We start from the raw sequence: 17,623 nt of genomic DNA, 5'->3' as shown, positions 1-17,623 counted from the left end.
CTGTCGTTGCTGTCGCCACGACCGACATTATGTCGGTCGCTTATCCCGCCCTCACTCCGGGGGGTGCCGTTCGGAGTGTTCGCACGTCGTGTACTGCCCGGATGGCCCATCGAAGTCGTGTTCCAACCGGTGTTGACGGGGTGTTCAAGGGAGTAGCATCCGCCGCAACGGTTCTGTCCGTACGACGCCGATGTCACGGAGGAAGCATGCAGGCGACCGCCACGGTGCTGGTCTACAGCGACGACTCCAACACCCGCGAGCAGGTGCGCCTCGCCACCGGCCGGCGGCCGGCCCCCGATGTGCCCGTGGTCGAGTTCCTGGAGTGCGCCACGCCCGCGGCGGTCGTGCGCGAGCTGGACCGGGGCGGCGTCGACGTCGTCGTCCTGGACGGCGAGGCCGTGCCCATGGGCGGCATGGGTCTGTGCCGGCAGCTCAAGGACGAGGTGTTCCAGTGCCCGCCCGTGCTGCTGCTCATGGGGCGGCCGCAGGACGCCTGGCTGGCCACCTGGAGCCGTGCGGACGCCGCGGTGACGCTGCCGGTGGACCCGGTGGAGTTCGCCGACGCGCTGGCCGCCCTGCTGCGGCAGAAGAGGCTCCAGAGCGCCTGAGAGGCGGGTGCGGGCTCCCCGGGCCGTCCGGTGCGTGATCCGGGCCCGGGCGCCCGCGGGGCGGCTCAGACCGCCGCGGGCCGCAGGGTCGACGTGTCGTGCTGTCCCGCCGTCTTCCCACCGCCCGTCAAGGCGCTGCCCGTCGTCCACTTCTTCCAGTCGACGTTCCAGTCGCCGAAGCCGTTGCCGAAGGTCTCCATGGTGTCGCCGTAGCTGTTGACCACCTTGACCACGTCGCCGCGGCGCACGTTCTCGTAGAACCAGGCCGCGTTGGACGTGCTCATCCCGGTGCAGCCGTGGCTGACGTTCTCGTAGCCCTGGGAGCCCACGCTCCAGGGGGCGGCGTGGACGTACTCGCCGCTCCAGGTCACCCGGGTGGCGTAGTACACGTCGAGGTCGTACGACTCGGAGGAGCCCTCGGCGATACCGATCGAGGTACCGCGCATCCGTACGAGGTACTCCTTGCCCAGGACCACCTTGACGCCGTTGCGGGTCTCGAAGCCGGGCTTGCCGGTGGTGACCGGGATCGTGTTGACGACCTCGTCGCCCCGGTAGACCGTCATCTGGTGGCTGGAGGCGTCCGTGACGGCGACGACCCGGTCGCCGATGGCCAGCTTCAGTTCCTTGCTCTTGCTGCCCCACAGCCGGTCGCCGATCTTGATGCCGTCCAGGTTGCTGCGCGCGCGGACGGTGGCGTGGGCGGGCCAGTACTCCTTGGGCCGGTAGTGGAGTTCCTTGTCGTCCACCCAGTACCAGGCGCCCTGCACGGACGGGGTGGAGTCGACCTTGAGGCCGCGCTCCACGACGGCCCGCTGGGCGGGGTCCTTGACGGGCTCGCTCAGGGTGGCGGTGACGGGCTGTCCGACGCCGTAGTCGCCCGCCTCCGGGCCGAACTCGACGGTCAGGCGCTTCTTCCCGCTGGGCTTGCCGGTGTCGAACGTGACGACCCGGCGGCCGGGGGCGCCGTTGTCGTCCTCGGTGCTGACCCGGACCGTGTAGTGGGCGTCGGCGGCCAGCGGCTCGGTGCTGTGCCAGCGGCTGCCGTCGGCAGCGAGTTCGCCGGCCACGTAGCGGCCGGTGGCGTCCACGGCGGTGACGTCCGTGATGCGGTCGTCGGAGTCCGCGGTGGTGATCTCCAGCGGCTTGTCGGGGTCGGCCTTCTTGCCCTCGTCCTCGGGGGTGTTGAAGGAGACCATGCTGCTCGCGTCGTAGGGGCGGGCGGCCAGGGGGTTGTCGCTCGAGCCGCAGGCGTTGGCGCCCGCGACCAGGGCGGTCACCAGCAGCGTGCAGCCGACGACGGTGCGGGGGCGGGGTGAGTGGCTCATGACTTCACGCTAGGGAGCCGCGTCAACAGCGGCGCGCTGGACGCCACGGATGGAGGACACGCATTGCGGCAAAAGACGGAGCCCGGACCCTCCGTGACGGAGTGTCCGGGCTCCCGTGCGCTCGGCGCGTGCTACTGCGCGCCGCTCGCGGCGTACGTCCTACTGGGTGCGGTTCTCACCGCGGTAGTACTCGAAGACCCAGCCGAAGATGCCGATGAGGACCAGCGGGGCGGAGAAGTACAGCAGCCACCAGCCGACCGCGACACCCAGGAAGGCCAGGGCGCCGCCGATGGCGAGCGACAGCGGCTGCCAACTGTGCGGGCTGAAGAAGCCCAGCTCGCCGGCGTCGTCCGCGACGTCGGCCTCCTTGTTGTCCTGGGCACCGGTGTCGACCCGCCGGGCGGTGAAGCCCAGGTAGAAGCCGACCATGATGCACAGGCCGAAGGCCAGGAAGAGGGCCGTGGTACCGGCCGGCTCCTTCGACCACACGCCATAGACGACCGCCATGGCGAGGACGAAGACGCTCAGCCAGACGAACATCTTGCCCTGGATCTTCACTTGCCGGCCTCCTTGCTGCCCGAGATGGCGCCCGCACCGTGGCCGGCGTGCTCCAACTGCTCCAGCGCCGCGATCTCGGGGTGGTGCAGGTCGAACGCCGGGGATTCACTGCGGATCCGCGGCAGGGTGAGGAAGTTGTGCCGGGGCGGCGGGCAGGAGGTCGCCCACTCCAGGGAGCGGCCGTAACCCCACGGGTCGTCGACACCGACGGGCTTGCCGTACTTCGCCGTCTTCCACACGTTGTAGAGGAACGGCAGGATCGACAGGCCCAGGATGAAGGAGCTGATCGTCGAGATGGTGTTCAGGGCGGTGAACCCGTCGGCCGCCAGATAGTCGGCGTACCGGCGCGGCATGCCCTCGGCGCCCAGCCAGTGCTGGACCAGGAAGGTGCCGTGGAAGCCGACGAACAGCGTCCAGAAGGTGATCTTGCCGAGCCGCTCGTCGAGCATCTTGCCCGTCCACTTCGGCCACCAGAAGTGGAAGCCGGAGAACATCGCGAAGACGACGGTGCCGAAGACGACGTAGTGGAAGTGCGCCACCACGAAGTACGAGTCGGAGACGTGGAAGTCCATCGGCGGCGAGGCCAGGATGACGCCCGTGAGGCCGCCGAAGGTGAAGGTGACGAGGAAGCCCGTCGCCCAGAGCATCGGTGTCTCGAAGGACAGTGAGCCCTTCCACATCGTGCCGATCCAGTTGAAGAACTTCACACCGGTCGGGACCGCGATGAGGAACGTCATGAAGGAGAAGAACGGCAGGAGTACTCCGCCGGTGACGTACATGTGGTGGGCCCACACCGTCACGGACAGACCCGCGATCGCGATGGTCGCCGCGATCAGGCCGAAGTAACCGAACATCGGCTTGCGCGAGAAGACCGGGATGACCTCGGAGATGATGCCGAAGAACGGCAGCGCGATGATGTACACCTCTGGATGGCCGAAGAACCAGAAGAGGTGTTGCCACAGCAGCGCGCCGCCGTTGGCGGCGTCGAAGATATGGGCACCGAACTTGCGGTCCGCCTCCAGGGCGAACAGCGCGGCGGCCAGCACCGGGAAGGCCAGCAGGACCAGCACACCGGTCAGCAGCACGTTCCACACGAAGATCGGCATGCGGAACATCGTCATGCCGGGCGCGCGCATGCAGATGATGGTGGTGATGAAGTTGACCGAGCCGAGGATGGTGCCGAAGCCGGAGAAGGCCAGGCCCATGATCCACATGTCGGCGCCGATGCCCGGGCTGCGGACCGCGTCCGACAGCGGGGAGTAGGCGAACCAGCCGAAGTCGGCCGCGCCGTTCGGGGTGAGGAAGCCCGCGACGGCGATGAGCGAGCCGAACAGGTAGAGCCAGTAGGCGAACATGTTCAGCCGCGGGAAGGCGACGTCCGGCGCGCCGATCTGGAGCGGCATGATCCAGTTCGCGAAGCCGGCGAACAGCGGCGTCGCGAACATCAGCAGCATGATCGTGCCGTGCATCGTGAACGCCTGGTTGAACTGCTCGTTCGACATGATCTGGAGGCCCGGACGGGCCAGCTCGGCGCGCATGACGAGCGCCATCACGCCACCGATGCAGAAGAACACGAACGACGTGACCAGGTACAACGTACCGATGGTCTTGTGGTCGGTGGTGGTGAGCCACTTGACCACGACATTGCCGGGCTGCTTACGCCTGACCGGCAGCTCGTTCTCGTAGGAGCCCTCGGCTGCCGCGGCACCCTGGGGGTCGTTGAGGATGCTCACAGGTTGTTCGTCTCCCGGTTCTTCTCATGGGCGGTCTGCTCGATGCCCGCGGGAACGTAACCGGTCTGCCCCTTCTCGGCGAGTTCCTTGAGGTGCTGCTCGTAGCGCTCGGGGGAGACCACCTTGACGTTGAACAGCATCCGGGAGTGGTCCACACCGCACAGCTCGGCGCACTTGCCCAGGTAGGTGCCCTCTGCGTTGGGGACCACCTGGAAGGCGTTGGTGTGACCCGGAATGACGTCCTGCTTCATGAGGAACGGCACCACCCAGAAGGAGTGGATGACGTCACGCGAGGTGAGGACGAAGCGGACGGTCTTGCCCTCGGGGAGCCAGAGGGTCGGACCCGGGTTGTTCGTCTGCGGGTTCCGCTCGTTGGGGACACCGCAGGAGTAGACGCCGCCCGCGTCGGCGGGGAAGTCCTTCTTGAACCGGTCCGGGATCGCGGCCAGGTTCGCGTCGGTCTTCGCGTCCCCGCTGGAACCGTCGACGTTCTCGATGTAGTTGAAGCACCAGCTCCACTGGAAGCCGACCACGTTGACCGTGACGTCGGGCTTCTTCTCGAGGCTGAGCAGCTTCGACTCGTCACGAGCCGTGAAGTAGAACAGCACCGAGACGATGATGATCGGCACCACCGTGTACAACGCCTCGATGGGCATGTTGTACCGGGTCTGCGGAGGAACTTCGACCTTCGTGCGGCTGCGCCGGTGGAAGAAAGCGCTCCACAGGATCAGGCCCCACACCAGCACACCGGTGGCGAGCGCGGCCGCCCAGGAGCCCTGCCACAGGGAGAGGATCCGCGGAGCCTCCTCTGTGACCGGGGTGGGCATGCCAAGCCGGGGGAAGTCCTTGTATGTGCAACCGGTGGCGGTCGCCAGGACCAGGCCCGCGGTCATTGCCTGTAGCAGCTTCCGACGCATCGGGCGCCGCGGCTTGGGGGTCCCGCCCACGCCATTCCGGCTGTGGGGGAGGTCGGAGCCGTTGGGACTCACGTAGCGCCTTCCCGAGAGTCTCGCCCGCGCGGTTGGCTGCGGCCTGCCTTCTCGCTGGTCGGTCGCCGCCCTGCGTCGGGCAGGGGTTTGGATGTTTATGCGGACCAAACCCTAGCCGACGCCTTCCGGGGGTTCGCGGGGAGGGTGGCATACGCGCGGCGGGTCACCCGAAAGCGCCCAGTAGCTCGGAGGTTCGGGCGCTTTGGCCGGTCCGGGCGCGTTGTCGCCGCTCTCGTACGGTTCCCCGCGGCCGTGAACGCCTGCCGTACGTTCTACCGTTGCCGTATGGCCTACTTCGACGCCGCGTCCGCCGCCCCTCTCCATCCCGTGGCCCACCAGGCGTTGTCGGCCTCGCTGGACGAGGGATGGGCCGATCCGGGGAAGCTGTACCGGGAGGGGCGCAGGGCGCGGATCCTGCTCGACGCCGCCCGGGAGGCGGCGTCGGAGGCGGTCGGCTGCCGTCCCGGCGAACTGACGTTCACGTCCTCCGGGACCCGGGCCGTGCAGACGGGCGTGGCCGGGATGCTGACGGGCCGACGGCGGATCGGACGTCACCTGATCGTGTCATCCGTCGAGCATTCGTCGGTACTCCGTTCGGCCGAGGCGTTCGAGGCCGACGGCGGCACGGTGACCCGGCTGCCGGTGCTGCGCGGCGGTGCCGTCGAGAGCGGCGCGTACGCGGAGGCGCTGCGCCCCGACACCGCGCTGGCGTGTCTTCAGTCGGCCAATCACGAGGTGGGCACCGAACAGCCGGTCGCGGCCGTCGCCGAGGCGTGCCGGGCGGCGGGGGTGCCGCTGCTGGTGGACGCGGCCCAGTCGCTGCCGTGGGGGCGGGTGGACGGCGGCTGGTCGGCGCTGACCGCCAGTGCGCGCAAATGGGGCGGGCCTTCGGGGGTCGGGCTGCTGGTGGTGCGCAAGGGCGTGCGGTTCGCGGCCCGTGAGGCGGAGGAGTTCGGGAACCTGCCGGCGGTCGTGGCGGCCGTGGCGTCCCTGCGGGCGGTGCGGGCCAAGGCCGCCGCGGAGGCGGTACGGCTGCGGGAACTGACGGAGCGGATCCGGCTCCGGGTGCCCCAACTGGTCCCGGACGTCGAGGTCGTGGGCGATCCGCTGCGCCGGCTGCCGGGGATCGTCACGTTCTCCTGTCTGTACGTCGACGGGGAGGCGCTGCTGCACGAACTGGACCGGGAGGGGTTCTCGGTGTCCTCGGGGTCGTCCTGCACCAGTGACACGCTGACGCCGAGCCATGTGCTGCGGGCCATGGGGGTGCTGAGCGAGGGGAACGTCCGGGTGTCCCTGCCGTTCGGCACGGCCGAGGCGGACGTGGAGCGGTTCCTGGACGTGCTGCCGGGGGTGGTGGCCGGGGTGCGGGAGAAGCTGGGGGCGCCGGTGGCGGCGCCGGCCGCGGAGGTGCGCGCGGACTCGCTCGTGGTGGACGCGCTGGGCCGGCGGTGCCCGATCCCGGTCATCGAGCTGGCGAAGGTCATCGGGGACGTGCCGGTGGGCGGCACGGTGCGGGTGCTCTCCGACGACGAGGCGGCCCGGCTGGACATCCCGGCGTGGTGCGAGATGCGCGGGCAGGAGTACGTGGGTGAGGAACCGGCGGACCACGGTGTCGCGTATGTGGTCCGCCGGGTGTCCTGAGCCCGCGAGGATACGGGCTCCGGGGTCTCAGCCGAGGTGCTTGCGGACCTCGGAGGCGGCCTCGTCGCCGTAGGCGGTGGCGAAGCGGTCCATGAAGTGGGCGCGGCGCAACTGGTACTCCTGGGTGCCGACCGTCTCGATGACGAGGGTGGCGAGCATGCAGCCGATCTGGGCGGCGCGCTCCAGGGAGACGCCCCAGACCAGACCGGACAGGAAGCCGGCCCGGAAGGCGTCGCCGACACCGGTGGGCTCGGCCTTGCGCTCCTCCTGCGGGCAGCCGACCTCGATCGGCTCCTCGCCGGCCCGCTCGACGCGGACGCCGCGGGAGCCGAGGGTGGTGACGCGGTGGCCGACCTTGCCGAGGATCTCCTCATCGCTCCAGCCGGTCTTGGTCTCGATGAGGCCCTTCTCGTACTCGTTGGAGAAGAGGTAGGTCGCGCCGTCCAGCAGGATGCGGATCTCCTCGCCGTCCATCCGGGCGATCTGCTGGGAGAAGTCGGCGGCGAACGGGATCGTGCGGGAGCGGCACTCCTCCGTGTGGCGGAGCATGGCCTCCGGGTCGTCGGCGCCGATCAGGACCAGGTCGAGACCGCCGACGCGGTCGGCCACGGTCTTCAGCTCGATGAGCCGGGCCTCGCTCATGGCGCCGGTGTAGAAGGAGCCGATCTGGTTGTGGTCGGCGTCGGTGGTGCACACGAAGCGGGCGGTGTGCAGGGTCTCCGAGATACGGACCGACTCGGTGTCGACACCGTGGCGGTCCAGCCACGCACGGTAGTCGTCGAAGTCGGAGCCGGCGGCGCCGACCAGCACGGGCCTGGTGCCGAGCTGCCCCATGCCGTAGGCGATGTTCGCCCCGACTCCGCCGCGCCGTACGTCCAACTGGTCGACCAGGAAGGAGAGCGAGACCGTGTGGAGCTGGTCCGCGACGAGCTGGTCGGCGAAGCGGCCAGGGAAGGTCATGAGGTGGTCGGTTGCGATGGAGCCGGTGACTGCGATGCGCACGGCGTGGACTCTCCTGTGAGGGGAGGGGGATTGACAGTTCACGCTACCCGGTGGAGCGGCACCGTTGAAGCAGTCGAAACTACCCGATAGTAGATCTTTCTTCGCGGGCTCCGGCGTGCTTACGGTTCCGCCATGACGAACCTCGATCTCCCCGCGACCGCTCCGGCCGACCTCGAAGGCGGCCTGGCGCCGCTGTGGGGCGACTGCGCCCGGATGGCTCCGCACTGGGCGGCGCCGGAGAAGGACGCCTCGCGCCCGGTCTCCCCCTCCCTCATCCACGGCGTCTCCGTCCCGGCGAGGTCGGCGAGGCTGCTGGAAGCGATGCCGGACTACGGAAACTAACCCCTGCGGCGCCCTGGGGTAATCCCTGTGGCGCTCGGAAGGGAACCGTGCGCTCCCCCGCCGCGTCCCATCGCTGTCCCCCGTAAAGGGGATGTGGGGTACGACAGCAGGGCAGCCGAAGGAGCGATGCGGTGAACACCGAGCGACCCGAGAACGACGACGACACCGCCGCCGCGCGCGAGCCGGAACGGGCGGAGTCGGAGACGGCACCGGGCTCGGCGGAGGACCCGGCCGGGGCCGACACGGAAGCGACCCGGGCCGAGGACGTGACGGCCGACGAGGCCACGGCCGAGAGGCCCGAGGCGGAAGCGGCCGCGGCCGAGAAGCCCCAGGTCGAGGACGCGGCGGCCGAGAAGCCTGAGGCCGAGGGCGCCGCCGTCGAGGACACCGTCGTCGAAGACACCGCGGCCGAGGGCGCCGGGGACGGTGAAGACACCGGGGACGTCGGCGGAGCCGATGTCACCCCCGATGCCGCCCCGCCCGCGTCCCGCCGCCGTTCCCCTCTGCTCGTCGCCTCCGTGGCCGCCGCCGTGCTGCTGGTGGGCGGGGGCGGGGCGTATCTCACCGCGCAGGCCACCGGTGGCTCGGGCGGCGGGTCGGGGGCGCCCTCCGGGGACGGCACTCCCCCGGCGCTCTCGCTGGACGACTACACGGGCAAGGCGGCCGACGACGGCACCCCCGGTGACACGGCCGGCATCGCGCCCGGCGAGCCGAACCCCTACGGGGTGACGTACGTGGCTGAGGGCGACCTGCCCGACGGCCCCGGCACCGCGCCCGTGTACTGGGCGACGGGCACGGTCGGCAAGGACGAGGTCGCCCGGCTGGCGAAGGCGCTCGGGGTCGCCGGGACGCCGACGGCCGACGGGGACGCCTGGAAGGTCGGCTCCGGCAACGACGGCTCGGGCCCGGTCCTGCGGGTACGCCGGGAGGCGCCGAGTTCCTGGACGTTCAGCCGGTACGCGCCCGGCACCGACAACTGCACCGGCTCCCTCGCCAAGTGCACCAAGGACCCGGCGGCCCCGGCCACCGCCCCGGTGAGCGAGGCGGCCGCGAAGAAGGCGGCGGCGCCGGTCCTCAAGGCCGTCGGGCAGGAGGACGCCGAGCTGGACGCGAGCCAGGTGATGGGCTCCCAGCGGATCGTGAACGCCGATCCGGCCATCGGCGGTCTGCCCTCCTACGGCTGGACGACCGGCGTCACGGTCAGCGCGCAGGGCGAGGTCGTGGGCGCCGACGGGCAGCTCGGCGCGCCGGTGAAGGGTGCCACGTATCCGCTGCTGAGCGCCGACGAGGCGCTGGCGGCGATGAACGCGGCGCCGGGGACGGAACACCGGATGGGCATCGGCGGGTGCGCGAGCCCGGTGCCGCTGAAGGACAAGCTGGAGAGCCCCTGCGACACGTCGACGGACCCCGCGGCCGGGAAGCGGGAGACGGTCACGGTCGAGGACGCGGTGCTCGGGCTCGCCCCGCACACCTCGGGCGGTCGGCAGGTGCTCGTACCGACCTGGCTGTTCGACGTGAAGGCGCGGGGCGCGGCGGACGGCTACCGGCTGACGCATCCGGCGGTGGAGCCGGCGTATCTGGAGCCGGCCTCGGCCTCGAAGCCCTCACCGGCACCGAGCGCCACCTCGGGCGAGGACCGGCGTGATGTCCGGGTCGACGGATACACGGCCGAGGGCGACGAGCTGATCGTGAGCTTCACCGGCGGGGTGTGCGGCGACTACGCGGCGACGGCGGTCGAGTCCGGCGGCCAGGTGAAGGTCACGGTGACCGAGACGCCGTGGCAGGACAAGGTCTGCATCATGATCGCCAAGGAGTTCCACCAGAGCGTGAAGCTGGACGAGCCGCTCGGTGACCGGAAGGTCGTCGGCTCGGACGGCGCGGCGATCCCGCTGGAGAAGCCGGGGGCCCGGCTGCCCCGGTGACCCGGCGCTCCTTCGCCGAGGCGTACGACAAAGGCGGCGGCCCCCATCGAGGTGGGGGCCGCCGCCTTTCGCGTGGATCGCGGCGGCTTTAGCTGAAGGAGTCGCCGCAGGCGCAGGAGCCCGTCGCGTTCGGGTTGTCGATCGTGAAGCCCTGCTTCTCGATGGTGTCGACGAAGTCGATGGACGCGCCGCCCAGGTAGGGGGCGCTCATACGGTCGGTGACGACCTTGACGCCGTCGAAGTCCTTGACGACGTCGCCGTCGAGCGAGCGCTCGTCGAAGAAGAGCTGGTAGCGCAGGCCGGAGCAGCCGCCCGGCTGAACGGCGACGCGCAGGGCCAGGTCGTCACGGCCTTCCTGGTCGAGCAGGGCCTTGACCTTCGCCGCGGCGGCGTCGGACAGGATGATGCCGTCGGTGACGGTGCTGGTCTCGTCCGATACGGACATCTACATCTCTCCCGGGTTGTACGGAGACTGCTTGCCGACGGTTGCAACCGACGGGGCCGCGGATTCATTCCGGGCCGGGCACTTCTCTTTCGCCTGTCTCTTCATGCTCGCACACCGGCGCCGAAGCGAACAGCGACCGTGCGCTCCGCCGCAGGCGGCCGCGGTGTGCTCACCGGGATTCATGTCACATCGACGCAATGACCATCGTCAAAGTGACGTGAAGCAAGCTATCATAGATAACGTCAGATAGACGAAAAGCAGAAAGGGTGCGTGACGTGACCACCGCCCAGACCACGGAACTCGACGTACAGCCGAGTCCGCTCGCCCTGTTGCTGCTCGGCCGTGAGGCCGACCCGAAGAGCGAGCGGGGTGTCGAGTGTCCCGGCGACCTGCCCTCGCCGTCGGACCCGGACCTGGTCGAGCGCGCCCGCGCGGCCAAGGAGAAGCTCGGTGACAAGGTCTTCGTGCTCGGCCACCACTACCAGCGCGACGAGGTGATCCAGTTCGCCGACGTCACGGGCGACTCCTTCAAGCTGGCCCGGGACGCGGCCGCCCGCCCGGAGGCCGAGTACATCGTCTTCTGCGGTGTGCACTTCATGGCCGAGTCCGCCGACATCCTGACGTCGGAGGACCAGAAGGTGGTCCTGCCCGACCTCGCCGCCGGCTGCTCCATGGCCGACATGGCGACGGCCGAGCAGGTCGCCGAGTGCTGGGACGTGCTGACCGCGGCCGGTATGGCCGAGCAGGTCGTGCCGGTGTCGTACATGAACTCGTCCGCCGACATCAAGGCGTTCACGGGCAAGCACGGCGGCACGATCTGCACCTCCTCCAACGCCCGGCGGGCCCTGGAGTGGGCGTTCGAGCAGGGCGAGAAGATCCTGTTCCTGCCGGACCAGCACCTCGGCCGCAACACGGCCGTGCGGGACATGGGCCTGTCCCTGGAGGACTGTGTCGTCTACAACCCGCACAAGCCCGACGGCGGGCTGACCGCCCAGCAGCTCCGTGACGCGAAGATGATCCTGTGGCGCGGCCACTGCTCGGTGCACGGCCGTTTCAGCCTGGAGTCGGTCGAGGACGTCCGCGCCCGGATCCCCGGCGTCAACGTCCTGGTGCACCCCGAGTGCCGGCACGAGGTCGTGGCCGCGGCGGACTACGTCGGCTCGACCGAGTACATCATCAAGGCGCTGGAGGCGGCCCCGGCCGGCTCGAAGTGGGCCATCGGCACCGAACTGAACCTGGTCCGCCGGCTGGCCGACCGGTTCGCGCCGGAGGGCAAGGAGATCGTCTTCCTCGACCGCACGGTCTGCTTCTGCTCGACCATGAACCGCATCGACCTGCCCCACCTGGTGTGGACCCTGGAGTCCCTCGCCGCCGGCAAGCTGGTCAACCGCATCGAGGTCGACCAGGAGACCGAGGCGTTCGCCAAGCTGGCCCTGGAGCGCATGCTGGCGCTGCCGTAGCCGGACCGCCGCGCACCCGCCTCACCCCGCGACCGGTTCCCGGCCGGGGTGACGCGGGTCCAGCGTGAAGACGGTGCCGTCGGGGGCGAGGACGACCAGGGCGCCGTCGGCGTGGAAGACCCGTGCCTGGTGGTAGCTGGTGTCGATGACCTGCTCGGCGCGCGCCGGGGACTCCCACAGCAGTCGCCCGGTGGCCGCGTCGAGCGCGGCCACCCGCCCGGAGGCGCTGGCCGCGAACAGGGTGCGGCCCCGCGCGTCGGCGACCATGCCGCCGGGCTGCTGGAGCGTGGTGGAGGTCGTCCACAGCCGCTTGCCCGTCCTCGGCGCGTAGGCGGTCATCCGGCCGCTGGAGGAGGCGAGGCAGAGCACCCCGCCCGCCGCCGACGCCTCGCCGCGCGTGCCGTCCGGCAGGTTCCGCCGCCGTACCGACCCGGTGTCCGGGTCGATCAGCACGACCTCGCCGTGGACCGAGTCCCCGGAGACCGGCTCGTCCTGCCGGCCGGACGCCACGAAGACCAGATCGCCGCCGGTGACCCCGACGTGTTCGAGGTCGTCCGGCACGGCCACCTTCCGGATCGTGCCGTCGTCCGGGTCCAGGGCGTAGAACACGTTCCGCATCGGTGAGCCGGCGTCGAGACAGCCCGCGTACGGCACGCCCCCGAGGTCGTGGAAGGCGCAGGAGTAGGTCGGCCCGGCGGGCAGGTCAGCGGTCCAGCGCGCACGGCCGTCGCGCGGGTCGCGGGCCGTGACGCGCCTGCCGTCCGGGGTGAGCACCAGGCCGCCGACGAGAGCGGGCTCGACGTCCCGTCCGCCCAGTGTGCGGGACCAGAGCCGCTCGCCGGTGCGGGTGTCGAGGGCCAGGACGGTGGCCCTCGGGTCGCCGCCGGTGTCGCTCACCACCGACTGGAGGACCAGCAGCGCCCCGTCGTGCTCCCCGAGGACCGTGCTGTCGTACGTGTCCATCGGCACGCCCGAGGGCACCGAGTCGGCGCGCCAGCCCCGCCGGCCGTCGGTCGCGTCGATCCGGACCGGCAGAACCCCGTTGCCTCCGCAGTACAGGGCGTCCTCGCCCATCGCGCAGGACAGGGTGGTGCCGAGGGAGCTTCCGTTGTCGTTCATCGGCCGGGTCACACCGGAGAGCGCGGCCCCGTAGAGCGAGGTCCGCCACGGCTTCCAGCCGGCCGGCAGCGAGTCCCAGCGGGAGGCGGCCGGGCGGGCGGTGCCGTCCGGCGCCGCGGTCGCGTCGCCCCGCCGGAAGGGGTCGGACAGGAGGTAGCCGGTGAGCGCCACGGCCAGCACGCCCGCCACCCCCGCCAGGACCGGCCACCGGCGCGACCGGCTCACGCGGGCCGGGCGGGGTGCGGCGCCGGCCTGGGTGGGCTCCTCGCGGACGGCGGGGGCGGGCGGCGGCCGCAGGGTCACCGTCCGGGTGTCGTCCGCCGCCGGTTCGGGCAGCGCCGCGGCGAACTCCGGTCCCAGTTCGGCCAGTTCGGGCCGGTCGGCGGGCTCCTTGGCGAGGCAGCGGGTCAGCACCGCGCGCAGCGGCCCGGCGACGGCGTCCACCTCGGGTTCCTCGTGCATGACCCGGTACGCCGTCAGATAGGGGCTCTCGGCGTCGAAGGGGCCGCGGCCGGTCGCCGCGAACACCAGCAGCGCGCCGAGGGAGAACACGTCCGAGGCGGGGCCGACCGAGCGGGGGTCCGTGAACTGCTCCGGGGACATGAACGGCGGGGTGCCGATCGCGTGGCCGGTCTCGGTGAGGGTCTGGTTCCCGGCGGCGCGGGAGATGCCGAAGTCGATGACGCGGGGGCCGTCCCCGGCCATCAGGACGTTGGCGGGCTTGAGGTCGCGGTGGACCACCCCGGCCCGGTGGATGTCGCGCAGCGCCTCCACCAGCCCCAGGGCCAGCAGGCGCAGTTCGGCGCCCTTGAGGGGGCCGCCGTCGCGGATCCGGGCGGACAGCGCCGGTCCCGGCACGTACTGGGTGGCCATCCAGGGCCGTTCGGCCTCCGGGTCGGCGTCCACGACCGGGGCGGTGAAGGCGCCGCTGACCCGGCGGACGGCGGCGATCTCCTGCCGGAACCGGGCGCGGAAGACGTCGTCCTGCGCGTACTGGGCGTGGACCACCTTGACGGCGACCTCACGGCCCGACCGGGAGCGGCCCAGGTAGACGACGCCCATTCCCCCGGAGCCGAGGCGGTCGACGATGCGGTGTCCGCCGAGCGCCTTCGGATCGTCCTTGTGCAGCGGCAACGCCCCTGTTCCCTTCCCCCGCCGAGCAGTTCGCGTTCACAGGATAGAAAACCCGTGCGGGGGAAGGGACATCGGCGCGGCCGGGGCCGGAGTCCGGTCAGACTCCGGCGGGTTCCGGGGTCTTCTCGGGCTCCGCCGCCGCCTGCCGCTTCGCGGCGCGCTTGGCGGCCCGGCGCTCCTTGCGGAGTTCCAGCATCGCGTAGAGCGTCGGGACGAGGAGCAGGGTGAGCAGGGTCGAGGTGATCAGACCGCCGATCACGACCACCGCCAGCGGCTGGGCGATGAAGCCGCCCTCGCCGGTGACGCCCAGGGCCATCGGGAGCAGGGCGAAGATGGTCGCCAGCGCCGTCATCAGGATCGGGCGCAGCCGGTGGCGGCCGCCCTCGACGACGGCTTCGATGACGCCGTAGCCCTGGGCCCGGTACTGGTTGATGAGGTCGATCAGGACGATCGCGTTGGTCACCACGATGCCGATGAGCATCAGCATGCCGATCATCGCCGGGACGCCCATCGGGGTGCCGGTGGCGATCAGCAGGCCGATCGCGCCGGTGGCCGCGAACGGGATGGAGACCAGCAGGATCAGCGGCTGGGCGAGCGAGCGGAAGGTCGCGACCAGCAGCATGAAGACGATCGCGATGGCCGCGAGCATCGCGAGGCCCAGGTTGGCGAAGGCGTCGTCCTGGTCCTGGCTGACCCCGCCGATCTCGGCGGTGGCGCCCGCCGGGAGCTTCAGGGCGGTGATCTCGGCCTGGAGCTTCGTGCTCACCGCGCCGGTGTTGTCGCCGGTCGGGCGGGCGGTGACGGTGGCGGCGCGCTGGCCGTCGATGCGGGTCATGGCGACGGGTCCGTCGACCAGTTCGACCGTGGCGACGTCGGACAGCTTCACCGCGCCCAGGCGGAGGTTCTTCAGCTCGGCCAGGGTGCCGGCGGGCTTCGCCGAGGTGATGACGACGTCGCGCTCGGTGTCGTCCAGGATCGCCTTGGCGGCCGGGGTGCCGCGGACCGCCTGGGCGACCGCCGCGCCGAGGGTGCGGTCGTCGAACCCGGCCGCGGCCGCCTTGTCGTTGGCCTTGACCGAGATGCGGGGCACGCTCTGCGAGAGGTCGCTGGTCACGTCGGTGACGTGGTCGAGTCCGGCCACGGTCTCGCGGACCTGCTCGGCGGCCGTGCGCAGCACATCGGCGTCGGCCGCCTTGACGACGACGCTCAGGTCCTGGCTGCCGAAGCCGTCACCGGCGGCGACGGTGGTGGTGCCGATGCCGTCGAGCTTCTTCAGCCCGTCCTCGATCCGGCCCTGGACGTCGTCGTAGGACGCGGAGTCCTCCAGCATGACCTGGTAGGACGCCTGGTTGGTGTCCGTGCCGCCGCCGAAGGCCGCCATGAAGCCGGAGGAGCCGATGGTGACCTGGTAGTCCTTGACACCGTCGGTGGCGCCGAGCAGCTTCTCGACCTTGCGCGCCTGCGCGTCGGTCGCGGCGAGGCTGGTGCCGGGCGCCAGCTTCTGCTTCACCGTCAGGACCTGCTGCTCGCCCTGGTCGAAGAAGTTCGTCTTGAGCAGCGGCGCCATGCCGAAGGTGCCGAGCAGGACGACGACGGCGATGGCCACGCTGGTCAGCCGGCGCCGGGTCGCGAACCGCAGGACGGGGACGTAGAAGCGCTGGAGGCGGCTCTTCGCCTCCTTCTCCTCGGCCGCGCGGCGAGCCTCCGCGGCGTCCTCGGGGGTGCCCTTGGGGGCGCGCAGGAACCAGAACGACAGCACCGGGACGACCGTCAGCGAGACCAGCAGGGAGGCCAGCAGGGCCGCCGTGACGGTGAGGCTGAACGAGCCGAACAGGGCGCCCACCATGCCGCCGACCAGGCCGATCGGCAGGAACACGGCGACCGTGGTGAGGGTGGAGGAGGTGACCGCGCCGGCCACCTCGCGCACCGCGGTGATGATCGCGGCCTGCCGCTCCTCGCCGTAGCCGAGGTGGCGCTTGATGTTCTCCAGGACGACGATCGAGTCGTCGACGACCCGGCCGATCGCGATGGTCAGCGCGCCCAGGGTCAGCATGTTCAGGGAGAGGTCGCGCGTCCACAGGACGATCAGCGCCAGCACCACGGACAGCGGGATGGAGACGGCCGTCACCAGGGTGGAGCGGACCGACGCCAGGAAGACCAGGATGACCAGGACGGCGAAGAGCAGGCCGAGCGCGCCCTCGGTGGTGAGACCGTCGATGGCCTGGGACACGGCCGGGCCCTGGTCGCTGACGACGGTGATCGCCGCGCCGGAGCCGAGGTCGGCGCGCAGGGCGGGCAGCTTGTCCTCGACGGCCTCGGAGATGGAGACGGCGCTGCCGTCGTGGTCCATGGTGACCATGACGGCGAGGCTGGGCCTGCCGTTCGTCCGGGTGAGGGAGTCGGCCGGGGCCTCCTCCTGGCGCACGGCGGCCACGTCACCGAGCCGGACCGGCTTGCCGCCGGCCGCGCGGGCGATGCGCAGGTCCTCGATCTGGGCGACCGAGGTGTAGCCGCCGCCGACCCGGACGGTGCGGTTGGCACCGGCCTCGTCGAAGGAGCCGGCCGGGACGGTCGCGCCGCCCGCCTCCAGGGCCTGGCTCAGGGACAGCGTGGTCAGACCGGCCTCGGCCAGCTTCGCCGCGTCGGGGGTGACCGAGACCTGGAGGTCGCGGACGCCGGTGACGGCGACCTGGCCGACGCCGTCGATGCCCTTCAGGGCCGGGACGACGGTGGTGTCGAGCTGGTCGGCGAGCGCCTGCTGGTCCTTGCCGGAGGTGACGGCGAGGACCACGGTCGGCATGTCGTCGGTGGAGCCGGCGACGACCTGCGGGTCCACCGTGTCGGGGAGCCGCACCCGGGCCCGGTTGACGGCCTGCTGGACGTCGGCGACGAGACGCTCGGTGTCGTTGCCGTAGTCGAAGGACGCCACGACGAGCGCGTTGCCCTCGCTGGCGGTGGAGGTGACGCCGGTGATGCCGTCGACGCCCTCCAGGCTGTCCTCGAGGGGCTCGACGACCTGCTTCTCCACGACGTCCGGGGCGGCGCCCTGGTAGGGGGCGAGCACGGACACCATCGGCAGTTCGATGGTGGGCAGCAACTGCTGCTTGAGCTGCGGGATGGCGATCGCGCCGAAGACGAGGGCGACGAGGGACATCAGGGCTATCAGGGACCGTTGCGCGAGACTGAATCTCGACAGCCAGGACATGGGCGGCGGGTCTCTCTTCGGCAGGCGTGGCGGGGGGACGGGTCCGGTCGGTGCCGGGGGACGGATGTGGTCCTCACACCCTGGGCCATCGCCGGGGGCCGATCCGTAAGCCCCAGGTCCATTTCCTTATCCGGCTCCTA

The 17,623-nt window shown here is 71.1% G+C and carries 13 protein-coding genes; 5 read left to right on the top strand and 8 right to left on the bottom strand.

The annotated features are described in order from the left end of the window. Positions 1–206 precede the first annotated feature (206 nt). Positions 207–608 carry a response regulator transcription factor gene (locus tag G6W55_RS31560; RefSeq protein ID WP_175524132.1) on the top strand — a complete coding sequence of 134 codons (402 nt, stop codon included), beginning with the start codon at positions 207–209 and terminating at the stop codon, positions 606–608. Between the two features lie 65 nt (positions 609–673). Here the strand turns inward: G6W55_RS31560 and G6W55_RS31555 are convergent, their stop codons facing one another. The 4 genes from G6W55_RS31555 to coxB all read right to left on the bottom strand — a co-directional run bounded on the left by G6W55_RS31555 (position 674) and on the right by coxB (position 5,213). Beyond that, on the bottom strand, positions 674–1,933 hold the full coding sequence (locus tag G6W55_RS31555; protein ID WP_175524131.1) for an Ig-like domain-containing protein: 1,260 nt from the start codon (positions 1,931–1,933) through the stop codon (positions 674–676). 159 nt (positions 1,934–2,092) lie between these two features. Next, complete coding sequence (locus G6W55_RS31550; protein WP_030794572.1) at positions 2,093–2,491, bottom strand: cytochrome c oxidase subunit 4; 399 nt, start codon at positions 2,489–2,491, stop codon at positions 2,093–2,095. Then, entirely contained in the window at positions 2,488–4,224 is a 1,737-nt protein-coding gene (ctaD, locus tag G6W55_RS31545) for a cytochrome c oxidase subunit I (RefSeq protein ID WP_030794569.1), read from the bottom strand. Before ctaD ends, G6W55_RS31550 begins: the two co-directional genes overlap by 4 nt. Next, the gene (gene coxB, locus G6W55_RS31540; protein ID WP_375372490.1) at positions 4,221–5,213 is read right to left on the bottom strand and encodes a cytochrome c oxidase subunit II; all 993 of its coding nucleotides are present in this window, start codon (positions 5,211–5,213) and stop codon (positions 4,221–4,223) included. Before coxB ends, ctaD begins: the two co-directional genes overlap by 4 nt. 285 nt (positions 5,214–5,498) lie before the next feature. Here coxB and G6W55_RS31535 point away from each other — a divergent pair, with 285 nt between their 5' ends. Next, a complete protein-coding gene (locus G6W55_RS31535) occupies positions 5,499–6,854 on the top strand; it encodes a cysteine desulfurase/sulfurtransferase TusA family protein (RefSeq protein WP_175524130.1) in 1,356 nt (451 codons plus the stop codon). 27 nt (positions 6,855–6,881) lie between these two features. Here the strand turns inward: G6W55_RS31535 and G6W55_RS31530 are convergent, their stop codons facing one another. Further along, the gene (locus G6W55_RS31530; protein ID WP_030794560.1) at positions 6,882–7,856 is read right to left on the bottom strand and encodes a carbohydrate kinase family protein; all 975 of its coding nucleotides are present in this window, start codon (positions 7,854–7,856) and stop codon (positions 6,882–6,884) included. Between the two features lie 132 nt (positions 7,857–7,988). On the opposite strand from G6W55_RS31530, the gene G6W55_RS31525 reads away from it, so the two are divergent. Next, positions 7,989–8,198: a hypothetical protein gene (locus G6W55_RS31525; RefSeq protein WP_030794557.1), complete on the top strand. Its 210-nt coding sequence runs from the start codon at positions 7,989–7,991 to the stop codon at positions 8,196–8,198. Positions 8,199–8,329: 131 nt separating this feature from the next. Then, a complete protein-coding gene (locus tag G6W55_RS31520; protein ID WP_175524129.1) occupies positions 8,330–10,120 on the top strand; it encodes a hypothetical protein in 1,791 nt (596 codons plus the stop codon). 88 nt (positions 10,121–10,208) lie between these two features. Here the strand turns inward: G6W55_RS31520 and G6W55_RS31515 are convergent, their stop codons facing one another. Beyond that, positions 10,209–10,565 carry an iron-sulfur cluster assembly accessory protein gene (locus G6W55_RS31515; RefSeq protein WP_030794551.1) on the bottom strand — a complete coding sequence of 119 codons (357 nt, stop codon included), beginning with the start codon at positions 10,563–10,565 and terminating at the stop codon, positions 10,209–10,211. A 275-nt stretch (positions 10,566–10,840) separates the two neighbouring features. Here G6W55_RS31515 and nadA point away from each other — a divergent pair, with 275 nt between their 5' ends. Next, the gene (gene nadA, locus G6W55_RS31510; protein WP_175524128.1) at positions 10,841–12,025 is read left to right on the top strand and encodes a quinolinate synthase NadA; all 1,185 of its coding nucleotides are present in this window, start codon (positions 10,841–10,843) and stop codon (positions 12,023–12,025) included. 21 nt (positions 12,026–12,046) lie between these two features. On the opposite strand, the gene G6W55_RS31505 is transcribed toward nadA, so the two are convergent. Both G6W55_RS31505 and G6W55_RS31500 read right to left on the bottom strand, forming a co-directional pair. Continuing rightward, entirely contained in the window at positions 12,047–14,278 is a 2,232-nt protein-coding gene (locus G6W55_RS31505; protein WP_175524127.1) for a serine/threonine-protein kinase, read from the bottom strand. 97 nt (positions 14,279–14,375) lie between these two features. Continuing rightward, positions 14,376–17,483: an efflux RND transporter permease subunit gene (locus G6W55_RS31500; protein WP_175524126.1), complete on the bottom strand. Its 3,108-nt coding sequence runs from the start codon at positions 17,481–17,483 to the stop codon at positions 14,376–14,378. Positions 17,484–17,623 lie beyond the last annotated feature (140 nt).

It is taken from the genome of Streptomyces sp. CAI-85, assembly GCF_013363615.1.
In the GTDB taxonomy this organism is placed as follows: Bacteria; Actinomycetota; Actinomycetes; order Streptomycetales; family Streptomycetaceae; genus Streptomyces; species Streptomyces antibioticus_B.
The sequence above is the reverse complement of the archived record's forward strand: the minus strand, read 5'-3'. Positions and strand labels throughout refer to the sequence as shown.

Coding starts and splice junctions, on each gene's coding strand:
- G6W55_RS31515 (WP_030794551.1), bottom strand. CDS start 10,565: ATGTCCGTATCGGACGAGACCAGCACCGTCACCGACGGCATCATCCTG.
- G6W55_RS31560 (WP_175524132.1), top strand. CDS start 207: ATGCAGGCGACCGCCACGGTGCTGGTCTACAGCGACGACTCCAACACC.
- G6W55_RS31555 (WP_175524131.1), bottom strand. CDS start 1,933: ATGAGCCACTCACCCCGCCCCCGCACCGTCGTCGGCTGCACGCTGCTG.
- G6W55_RS31500 (WP_175524126.1), bottom strand. CDS start 17,483: ATGTCCTGGCTGTCGAGATTCAGTCTCGCGCAACGGTCCCTGATAGCC.
- G6W55_RS31535 (WP_175524130.1), top strand. CDS start 5,499: ATGGCCTACTTCGACGCCGCGTCCGCCGCCCCTCTCCATCCCGTGGCC.
- G6W55_RS31525 (WP_030794557.1), top strand. CDS start 7,989: ATGACGAACCTCGATCTCCCCGCGACCGCTCCGGCCGACCTCGAAGGC.